Here is a 9,728-nt window from a genome sequence, read left to right on the forward strand (position 1 = left end):
GTCAGCCACCGCCGTTCGTCGCCGCGACCGTTGCCAGCACGAGGAAGTCGACCGTGCCGGGCTGTTCGGACACCTCGGCCGGGCTCATCAGGGGGTCATAGCGGCGCAGCCTGCACCGCACCCGGCGGTCGGTGTCGACGGTCGCCTCGGCCGGGACCTGAAGCGCGGTACCGGACGACGTGGGCGGGATCCTGGGCGTGACGTACACGTGCAGCACGATCCGGCCGTCGGCCAGGTCCTCCTGGCTCACCCCCGACGGCAGCGGCAGCAGCATCCCGTCGGTGGCGGTGCCCGAGGTCGCGAGCACGCTGCCCGCCGAGATCCGGCCGGAGAAGCTGCCCGCGACGGTCAGGTTCCCGTTGGCGGCCACCGTCATCAGCGGGCTGACCGAGCCGCTTGCCTGGTACAGCCCAAAAACCAGGCTGGGCGGGTCCTCGCCCGACAGCACAAGGGCGGGCTGTCCTTCCTGGACGGTCGGCCGGGTCCGCAGCGTGAGTTCGCCGGACCGGGCGGCCACGGTGTCCGCCCGGACCCCCGCGTAGCGCACGTCGACACCGCGTGCGCTGGTGCGCGTGTCGACGAAGTGCCCGTCCGTGACCTGGAGGTACCCGAGGAGGACCAGCCACCGGACCGGCGGGTCCGATGGCGGGTCGCCCACCGAGGGTGGCTGCTGCTCGGCGACCAGCAGCTCGTCGCCGAGCCTGCCGAAGAGGATCTGGTAGGACTCCTCAACCCTGGTCGGCTCGCCGTTCACGCCGCACGACCCGATCCCCGAGGTGCCCGGTGTCCGCTCGGCCGCGCGAGGAACACCGGGTACGGCTCGGCCGTCGGCTGGTCGGCGCCGTTCACCGCGGCGAAGTCGGCCTCGGCGAGCACGACCGGCGCAGGCACGACGAGCTCGCGGCCCGTGCCGTCCACGGCCATCCCCTCCGACACGCTCACCTCGACGAACCGGACACCGGTCGCCGGGTCGGTCCTGCTCTCCTCCGTCAGGCCGAGCCCGTCGGCGATGCCCCAGTCGTGCAGCAGACGGGCGTGGCGTGCCGCCGCGGCCCGCGCGTGCCCGACCGTCGCCGCGAGGTCGGCCGCGGCGAGGACCTGCCCCTCGTGGAACGCGGGGCGCACCGGGACGGTCATGACGACTCACCCGGCCTGGGCTTCTGGGTCCGGCTCGACGCCGACCGGGTACGTCTGGCGGGCGGCTTCTGGGACTCCGCCTTCTTCGCGGATGCCTCCTTCTCCTGCTCCTCCTTGGCGGGTGGTGGCGCGCTCTCCAGCTCGTCGAGACGCTGGCCGAGACGGTCCGGCAGCTGCTCGCGCACCTGCCCGACCTGCTCGCGTGCGGTGTCCAGCTGCGCGTGCAGTGCCTCCACGGTCGCGCTGAGGTCCCGGATCTGGGCCCGCAGCACGCTCAGCTCGTGCAGGCTGTCGGTCACCTCGCTTGGCACGATGTAGACCTGCTCGTGCAACGCCTTCGGCGGGGTCTCGCCAGGGGCGGGCGTGAGCAGCAGGTTCCACATCTGGTCCAGGTCACCGGTGAGCGGCCACTCCTCGAGCAGCCCGGACACGTAGGGCCGCGACACCGGGTCGTCGTCCGGCAGTGTCGGCGGCCGGTACACGGCGACCGGCCGGCAGCACAGCCGCGCGGCCAGCTCGCGCAGCGGGTAGAGCTTCGGCAGCCACTCGCCGTACGCCGACCCGCCCGGCAGCACCTGTTCGCGGGTCGCGGAGCACACCCGCAGCACGTCGCAGTCGTCCAGCTCCAGGTGTGCGAGCAGCACGTCGGTGTCGGTGCAGTCGGTGCAGGGCGGGTTGAGCGACGCGCACGCCGCGTCGGTGACGAACCGGACCAGCGCGGCGGTCAGTGCCGCCGCGGCCTCCTCGATCTGCCCCAGCTCGACGTTCGTCAGCTGCCGGTCGCCGCCCGGCTCGGGAGCGGGCAGCAGCCGCGGGATCGGGGTGGTGCGGACCAGGTCGCGCAGCGTGCGGTCGGCGGCGCCAGGGGCGCGGTCGATGCGGCCGAGCAGCCACTCCCGGATCGCGACGAGGTCGTTGCGGAACTCGACCTGCAACGCGTCGCTGACGGGCGTGCCCTGTGCGAGCAGGCGGACCTGGAGCAGCGCGTCGGCGGCGGGCGGGTCCGGCACGACCCTCGCCCTGGTCTCGGCGACCACGGCGCCCGCGATGGACCTGCGCAGCGGGTCCGGCCACACCTCCTCCTGGTCGGTGCCCGCCAGCAGCTCGCAGGCGGTGCCGAGCACCTGCCTGGCCGTGGCGATCTCGGCGAGGTTGCCGAACTCCTCCCGGATCCGTTGCTGCCCCGCCGCGTCGTGGGTGTCGTACCGCGCCACGGCACTGGCCAGTCCCCGCACGTTCTCGGTCATCGCGACGGCGACGTCCTGGGTCGGGGGCTCACCGCCGATGCTGCTCCGCAGCCATTCGAGGCTCGCGGTGTAGCGCTCGGCGTCGAGGAAGTCGAACGCGATCGGCCGGGTGCCCATGGCTCTGGCCGTGACCATCGGGTCCAGGTACAGCTCGAACCGCTGTGCCATGGCCAGCACCGGCTGGTACTTGTCGAGCGGGCCGACGCTCGCGAGCAGCCGGGTGCCGGGGTTGTACCGGTGGTCCTCGGTGTCGTCGCACTTCACGACGAACCGGAGGCCCTCCCTGATGCGGGATGGCACGCAGCCAGGAGTCGGGCACGGTTCCTCGGTGGCGTACGGCGCGACCGGGTCGGCCGGCATCTCCTCGTAGCGGACGTACAGGCCGTAGCGGCGCTGCCCGTCGCCGTGGTCGCCGTCGCACGGTTCGCCGCAGTCGACGCCGAGCGAGCTGACCCGCTGCTCGCGGACGAGCGCGCTCACGTCGACCTTCTCCTTGCACGACAGCACGATGTCGTTGCCTCGGCAGTCGAGCGCGTGTCCTGGATGGACGGTGACGGCGCCACCGCCGCACGGGTCGCAGCTGACCTCGAGGCCGCAGACGACCCCGGGGCCGTACACGGTCCTGTTGTGCAGCCGCGTCTTCCCGGTCGTGTACTCGACCAGCAGGCTCAGGTCGTCCTCGGTGAGGAGCTGGCCCGCGAAGAACCGCGGCCGGACGAACGTGGCGGGCCATGCCGACGTGCCGCCGCAGCCACAGCCGCAGTCGGCCTTGGACGTGGTTGTCATCGATGCGGTCATCGACGCTCCTCCGTGATGAAGAACCAGCTCTCGAAGGCGTCGCCGCCCGCGCCGGTGCCCGAGGTCCACGGGCCGACGCCGCCGGGCGGCAGCGCACACCCGTACGTGTCCGGGGTGTCCGGTGCGGGTTCGGTGCCCGCCTCCACCTCGCGGCCCATGACGATGTACGGAACCTTGCCGCCGACGTTGGTCCCGTCGACCGGCCGGCAGCAGCGGTCGAGGATGAACGCGGCCCGGACGGTGACCATGACCCGGTCGCCGTCCTGCAGCGTCTCGCGGGTGGTCTGCCGGTAGCGGAACTGCTGGGTGTAGTCGTCGCCAGCCTCGCCGGGTTCCTCGAACTTCCCGCCCATGTACCAGGTGTCGGCGTTGCGGCCCGCGCCGCCCTCGATCACCTGGATCTCCACCACGCCAGGCTGGAGGCTGTCGACCCGGATGTCGTCGGAGAACCGGACGACGAGCCCGCCGGTGTCCTTCTGGGTGCCGAGCAGGTCCTTGGCCTCGGCGACGGTGTAGGTGTGGCCGTGGATCCAGTTGATGCCGGTGATCACGGTCGGCACCCGCCTGCCGAACGGGCGGCGGATGTTCATGTGGATCTGGCGCGGGCGAAGGTGTTCGTGCCAGCCGAGGTCGTCGATCCTGGCCAGCCACAGCACCTTGTGCTCGCAGCGGGAGCAGCAGGTGTCGCACCGTTCGTCCTTGGGCGGGCGCTTGTTCGTGACCCGCACGACGTAGCTCTCGTCGGTCCAGCCGCACTCGCAGTCGGAGGTGTCCGCACAGCTGCTGTTGTAGACGGTCCTCGTCGGTTCGACGGCCCGCTCCCGGTACTCGACGCCGATCCAGACGGTGCCGGTGTCGCGTTCGTCCTCGGGCAGCGCCTCCCACAGGTCGATCACGCAGCCACCGCGGACGACGACCTCGTTGCCGTCGCAGTCGACGCCGAGGCCCGGGGTGATCCGGACCTTTGCCCTGTGGTGCTTTGGATCGGTACGGTCCTCTTCGGACTCTGGCGGCTCGTCGGTGGCCTTGCCGGGTGCCTTGTCGTGCGGTGCCACCGGTTCCACGAGCAGCCCGCACACCACGCCGTAGCCGAGCAGGCAGCGCATGCGCAGCTTGAGCTTCTCGCGGAAGTACTCCTGCTCGCGCTGGAAGTCCCGCGCGGAGAGCAACTGCCCGTGGAAGTACCGCAGCCGTCGCAGCGGCGGTACGTCGAACTCGGTGTGGCCGGTCTGCGCCGGTGTCGATACTTCGGTCATCGCCCGTGTCCTCTCAGGAAATCTGTGTGTGGATGCCGACCGAGGAGACCCCGACGCTCACCCCGTGCCGGGCGCCTCGCGGCCCCGGTCGCAGCACTCCGTCGTGGTTGAGCCGGATGGCGCCCACGACGGGTGCTGGCAGCGGGACGAACGCGGTGTCGACCCCGACCGCCGACCGGGTGCCGACCACGAAACCGGCGCCGCCGGTGCGGACCGACGCCCTCGTGTGCGCTGGCGCCTGCCGGGTCACGATCCGCCGCACCGCGCCCTCGTCGACCCTGCCCTCGGGCACCAGCACGCGGAACCGGTGCGCGTGCTCGGTGAACGGGTCGGTGTCCTGGTCACCGAAGGCACGCAGCGGCGCCGCGCCAAGCGACGAGCCGCCGACGCGGAACCGGCTCGCGGACCGGCCGAACAGCCGCACCGAACCGAGGCCGGGCGCGCCGGAGGGCGTGGCGGTCGCGCGGACGTGTGCCCAGCGGCGCTCGTCCGCGAGTTCGTCGAGCACCGGCTCGACGCCGAACACGATCTTTACGGCCCGCTTCACCGCCCACGGGGTGCCGCGCCGCCGGTACAGCTCCGGTGCCTCGGCGAGCAGCCGCCGCCGGGTGGCGGCGTCCCAGCCGGACTCGAACGTCAGGCCGAGCAGCCCGGCCAGCCATGGCAGCGCGCGGTCGGGGACACCGGCCGGGTCGAGCAGCGCGGGGTAGCGCTCGATCACCTCGTCGACCTCGGCGAGCGTGGCGTCGAACAGCGACAGGAACCGCTCGGTGAAGTCGTCGGCGGCCGGGTCCTGCCGGAACGCGGCGGGCAGCAGGTCCGCGCTGGTCGTCCTCGGGAAGTCGAGCCGGATCCGGTGCAGGACCGGGGTGGTGGCGGTGTCGCCGGACAACCGGACGCGTGCGGTGAGGAACCGGCCGGGTGGCTGGTCGACGAGGAAGTCGGTGACGCCGGGCGGCGCGGTCTGCCAGTCGCTGTCGGCGAAGACGTCGTCCTCCGACACCACGACCGCGACGGACACGGCCGTGCCATCGGGGACCTCCGCGGTGACCCGGACGCGGTGCCACCGGCAGCGCGAGATGCCGCTGTCGATCACGTCGGTGACGAACTCGCCCTCCCGGTAGTACCGCCCGCCAGCCGGTGCGGGTTCGGGACGGGCGGCACCGAGCCAGGTGTGGCAGGTGGTGACGGTGCCCTCCGGCCCGTTCTCGCGGAGGCAGAAGCCGTCGTCGTCCCCGGCGACCAGACCGCTCGGCGCCACCTCGGCCGCCAGTTCGTCCACATCGGACTCATCGAACGGGAGGCCGCGGTACACGCGCAGCGTGTCACCGTCGTCGGTGAGGAGCCAGACGGTACGGCCGGGTCCGGTGCGCAGGCCGATGATCTCGCCGACGACGCCGGTGTCGAGCACGTCGCGGAGCCGTCCGTCCGACCCGAACCGCCACAGGCGGGTGTCGCGCTCGCGGGTCACCAGCACCTGGTCGCCCGGCCCTGGTGCGGCGAGCCGCGCGCCGTCGAGGTCGATCACGCCGACGAGGTGGTCGCCATCGTTGCGCCATACGTACACCCGGCCGGCGTCCACGACGACCAGCCGGTGCCCCCGGGCGGCGACGGCGGTCGGGGCTCTCAGGAGCCGTGGGTCGCACCGCGGCGCGGGCAACCATCCGCCTGCGCAGGTGTCGCGGCGCAGCAGCCGCCGTCCGGCGATCAGGTACCACGCGCACGGCCGACATCCGGGTGCGAGGCGCGGGTCGGGGAACCACGGCAACAGCTCGGCCCTGGACGGCCCGTCAGGGTCGGCGCCGCTGTTGGCGAGCCGGACCCCGGTCTGCTTGTCGAACCCGGTCAGGTTCGTGGCCGCGCGCTGGTCCCACCCGACGATGTCGTCGAGGAGCCGGAACGTCGCGGCAGCGGGTGCACACGTCATGGCCGGGCTCCGTCCTCGACCGGGACCAGCAGTGGGCGCTCCGGCCAGACCAGCGTGTTGGGCGGGATGGTGAGGTCGGTGCACGGCGGCTGCCGCACCCCGTCCAGCGCGATGGCGAGCCAGGACACGGCGAGGACGCCGTCGACCGTGAGCAGCCTGCGCACGAGCGGGGTGTGCGCCACCGCGCCGCCGAACGGCCAGCCCGCCCCGTTCTCCCCGCCCCGCAACGGATCCAGATATGTGGTGACCGCGTCCGCGGCCCTCGTCAGCACGCCTGCTCGTTCCTGGTCCGGGTCGAGCACGACCCTGGCCTCCACCGCGACCCGCCGGTACCGCACCGGCGCGGCGACGACCGTGATCCCGGCGGGCGCGACCTCGCGGGTGAGGTAGTCGGCCACCGCGCGCAGGGTCTCGGCGGACGGCTCGGGTGGTGCGTCGCCTCCCTCCTCGGCCGGTGGCACGACCAGCACGCCGACCACGCCGGGGATCGGCCTGCCCGCGAAGTCCGGGTGCAGGCCGGGTACCCCGTGTGCGCGGGCGACCGACGCCCCGGGCGCGCGGGTGGCGAGCAGGCCGTAGTCGGCGGGTGCGACGGCCCGGCCGCGGGCACGGAGTTCCTCTGCGCCGCGCCGCATCACGTCGGCGTCGGCCTCCGCGTCGGTACCACCGGTGGCGGGGAACGGGTTGCTGACACGGGTGACGAACGGCAGTGCGGTCACGACGCTGTTCACGGCGCCCTCGGGCACCGCGCCCACCGTGCCGCCGCCGACGCGGTACCGGACGGCGCGGACGTTGCGGAAACCCGGTGGCACCGCGGCACCGTTGACGCCGTCGCCGAAGGTGACCTCGCCGGTCGCGTAGTCCACGACGAACACCGGGTCGTCGGGCCCGAAACCGGCCAGGCTCGGCACTTCCCGCCACTGGGACGCGGACCCGGTGGTGGTGCCGAAGAGGTCGGTGCCGGGATCGTCGTCGACCTCGATCACCACGCTGCCCGCGAGGATCGGCACCTGGGAGAGGCGCATCCGCCGTCGCGCGGTCGCCGTCGGGTCCTGGATCGGTTCGAGCGGCTCGTTCCTGATCGTGCCCGCGGCGGTGGCGCCGACGACGTTGAGCCGCAGCCCGGCCAGCACCGGTGCCGGCGGGGTGAACACGCCGTGTGCGATCCGCAGCCGCAGCCACCGCAGTGGCGGTCCCGGTCGCGCCGAGGGTGGGTTGCCGGGCGCCCACGTGCGGGGCAGGCGCAGCCGGATGGTCCCGCTCGCCAGCAACCCGCCGGTCTCGTCGCGTTCCACCTCGGCGGGCACGAACCGGCCGCCGTCCAGCACGTCCCACCGCAGCAGCGGCGCGGGTACCGGTGCGGGCGGCACGATCCCGCCAGAGGCCGACGGGTTGGGTGGCACGGCGGCGACGACGAACCCCAGCGACAGCGCCGGGAACGGGCTCGCGGTCCCGGTGAGCCCGAGCCACAGCGCGTTGCCGGGGGCGGGTTCGCGGCCGAACGGTTCGAACGCGCGGCTGGGTCCGGCCGGGCCAAGCGGAATCGGCTCCACGGCGCCGTCGCGCTGCACGGCGATCGCGCCGATGGTGGCGGGCGTGGCGAACAGGTCCTGGTCGGTCTCGTAGATCACCCGCCCGGCCGGGCGGGACGCTGCGGCCTGGAAACCCGATGGGACAAGGACCGACGCGCCGTCGGGCGGGGTGACCGTGAACTCCAGCAGGGCGGTGGCCGCGGTCGCCGGTGCGCGCCGCACCCCGGCGGTCCGCAGGTGTTCGGCGAGCAGCTTCTCCGGCAGCCGGTTGACGCGGCCGAGCACGGGTTCGGCCTGCGTGCCGAACAGCCGGACGAGCGCGACCCCGGCGTCCTGGCGGTCGGGGTTGGTCCAGTCCGGGGTGTAGCCGGGGATCCGGTCCCGCACGGCGGCGCGGACCGCCTCCCGGGTGGCGTCGACCAGTTCGGGTTGCACGCCGGAGGGACCGGGCACCATCCGCGCCTCGTCCGCCGCCGCCCCGTCCGCGTCCCGGTCCCACCACACGACGTCGGTCATGACAGCCCCTCCCCAGGTTCGGTCCTGCGCACGATCCGGGTCCGGATGTCCACCACCGCGGGGAGTTCACCGGGCCCCAGCGGCACGTCGAGGCACGCCTCCACCGGTTCCGCTCCGTCGATGGCGATCGCGACACCGGCGACGTCCGCGAGGTCGCCGAGCGCCGCCTGCGCGGTACGCAGCAGCGCGGAGGGCCGCAGTGCCCCGCCGAAGGGCCAGCCCGTGCCGTCATCGCCGCCGGTGAGCGGGTCGAGGTAGCCGCGCAGTGCGGCACCGACCACTGTGGACACCTCGGTTCGGTCGGCCGGGCCGCCCGACAGGTCGACCCGCAGCCGGACCGCACGGTACGCCGGTGCGCGCACGAACACCTCGGTGGTGACCAGCCGTGCGCGGTCGAGCCGGTCGGCGACCTCGCAGATCATGCCGGGATCCGGGCGCGGCACGGCGGTACCGGCGGGCACCGACGGGACGATGTGGACGGTCACGGCGCCGGGGACCCGCACGCACGGGAAGCCGGGGTGCTCGCCGAGCGACGCGTGGGCCCGGCCGACCGCGACACCCGGGGTGGTGGTGGCCAGCGTGACGAAGTCGGCCGAGGTGACCGCACGGGTCACCTCGCCGAGTGCGCCGGCGGCCCGTTCCCGTGCCTGCGTAACGGTTTCCGGGTCGGTGCCGTCCGCCGCCTGCACCAGGTTGACACCCTCCAGCGTGCCGAGGGCGGCGACGGCGTCGTCGACGGGCAGCCAGTTCCCGGTGCGGCCGCCGTTGCCCACTCGGCCACCGCCGATGGTGTAGTCGACGGTCACGTCCCCGGGTGCGGCGACCGGGATGCGGCCGGTGAGCCCGTCACCGAACACGAGCGCGCCCTCGGTCCGGTCGAGCAGGTGGACCCGGTCGCGGGACGAGCCGAACGTGAAGTCCGGGACCGCTTTCCATTTCTCCGTCCATTTCCTGCCCGCGATCTTCAGTCTCGCGGTGAGGAGGCTCTCGGCCGCGTCGGGTAGCACGAGCCGCTGACCGGGCAGCTTGCGCCAGGCGTGGATCTGGTCGGCGAGGTCGGTGCCGGTCACCGTGCGCCGTTCGAGGTGGCGGGCGGCGGACACGTTGACCGACAGGCCACGCAGCAACGGTGGCGCCGAGTACGTCGCGGCGCCGGTGGACACGACCACACCGCGGTCGGCGGTGGTCCATCCCTCTGGCGGGAGCAGGCGCACCACGCCGGAGCGCCGGAGTCCGCCCGTGCCGTCCTCGACGGAGGAGAACGCGCCGGTGGCGCCGGTGCCGGGGTTGAACCACGACCACGTCAGGTCCGCGG

At 73.6% G+C, this 9,728-nt stretch carries 7 protein-coding genes; all 7 read right to left on the bottom strand.

The window, feature by feature from the left end:
* Position 1 precedes the first annotated feature (1 nt).
* Positions 2 to 754 carry a hypothetical protein gene (locus WBA97_RS22685; RefSeq protein ID WP_424232904.1) on the bottom strand — a complete coding sequence of 251 codons (753 nt, stop codon included), beginning with the start codon at positions 752 to 754 and terminating at the stop codon, positions 2 to 4.
* On the bottom strand, positions 751 to 1,137 hold the full coding sequence (locus tag WBA97_RS22690; RefSeq protein WP_424232905.1) for a hypothetical protein: 387 nt from the start codon (positions 1,135 to 1,137) through the stop codon (positions 751 to 753). The genes WBA97_RS22685 and WBA97_RS22690 overlap by 4 nt, the downstream gene beginning before the upstream one ends.
* Positions 1,134 to 3,182, bottom strand: coding sequence for a hypothetical protein (locus WBA97_RS22695; protein WP_424232906.1), 2,049 nt, complete (start codon positions 3,180 to 3,182; stop codon positions 1,134 to 1,136). The genes WBA97_RS22690 and WBA97_RS22695 overlap by 4 nt, the downstream gene beginning before the upstream one ends.
* Positions 3,179 to 4,438, bottom strand: a complete 1,260-nt coding sequence (locus WBA97_RS22700; RefSeq protein WP_424232907.1) for a hypothetical protein — start codon at positions 4,436 to 4,438, stop codon at positions 3,179 to 3,181. Before WBA97_RS22700 ends, WBA97_RS22695 begins: the two co-directional genes overlap by 4 nt.
* Positions 4,439 to 4,451: 13 nt before the next feature.
* Positions 4,452 to 6,365, bottom strand: a complete 1,914-nt coding sequence (locus WBA97_RS22705; protein ID WP_424232908.1) for a phage tail protein — start codon at positions 6,363 to 6,365, stop codon at positions 4,452 to 4,454.
* Positions 6,362 to 8,413, bottom strand: coding sequence for a putative baseplate assembly protein (locus WBA97_RS22710; protein WP_424232909.1), 2,052 nt, complete (start codon positions 8,411 to 8,413; stop codon positions 6,362 to 6,364). The genes WBA97_RS22705 and WBA97_RS22710 overlap by 4 nt, the downstream gene beginning before the upstream one ends.
* A partial coding sequence (locus WBA97_RS22715) for a baseplate J/gp47 family protein (protein ID WP_424232910.1) occupies positions 8,410 to 9,728 on the bottom strand: 1,319 nt, incomplete at its 5' end. The genes WBA97_RS22710 and WBA97_RS22715, both read right to left, overlap by 4 nt.

The organism is Actinophytocola sp. (genome assembly GCF_049647105.1).
Lineage (GTDB): Bacteria > Actinomycetota > Actinomycetes > Mycobacteriales > Pseudonocardiaceae > Actinophytocola.

What these genes read in the sequence shown, in the direction of transcription:
- WBA97_RS22690 (WP_424232905.1), bottom strand. Translation starts at nt 1,137, where the DNA reads ATGACCGTCCCGGTGCGCCCCGCGTTCCACGAGGGGCAGGTCCTCGCC.
- WBA97_RS22695 (WP_424232906.1), bottom strand. Translation starts at nt 3,182, where the DNA reads ATGACCGCATCGATGACAACCACGTCCAAGGCCGACTGCGGCTGTGGC.
- WBA97_RS22700 (WP_424232907.1), bottom strand. Translation starts at nt 4,438, where the DNA reads ATGACCGAAGTATCGACACCGGCGCAGACCGGCCACACCGAGTTCGAC.
- WBA97_RS22705 (WP_424232908.1), bottom strand. Translation starts at nt 6,365, where the DNA reads ATGACGTGTGCACCCGCTGCCGCGACGTTCCGGCTCCTCGACGACATC.
- WBA97_RS22710 (WP_424232909.1), bottom strand. Translation starts at nt 8,413, where the DNA reads ATGACCGACGTCGTGTGGTGGGACCGGGACGCGGACGGGGCGGCGGCG.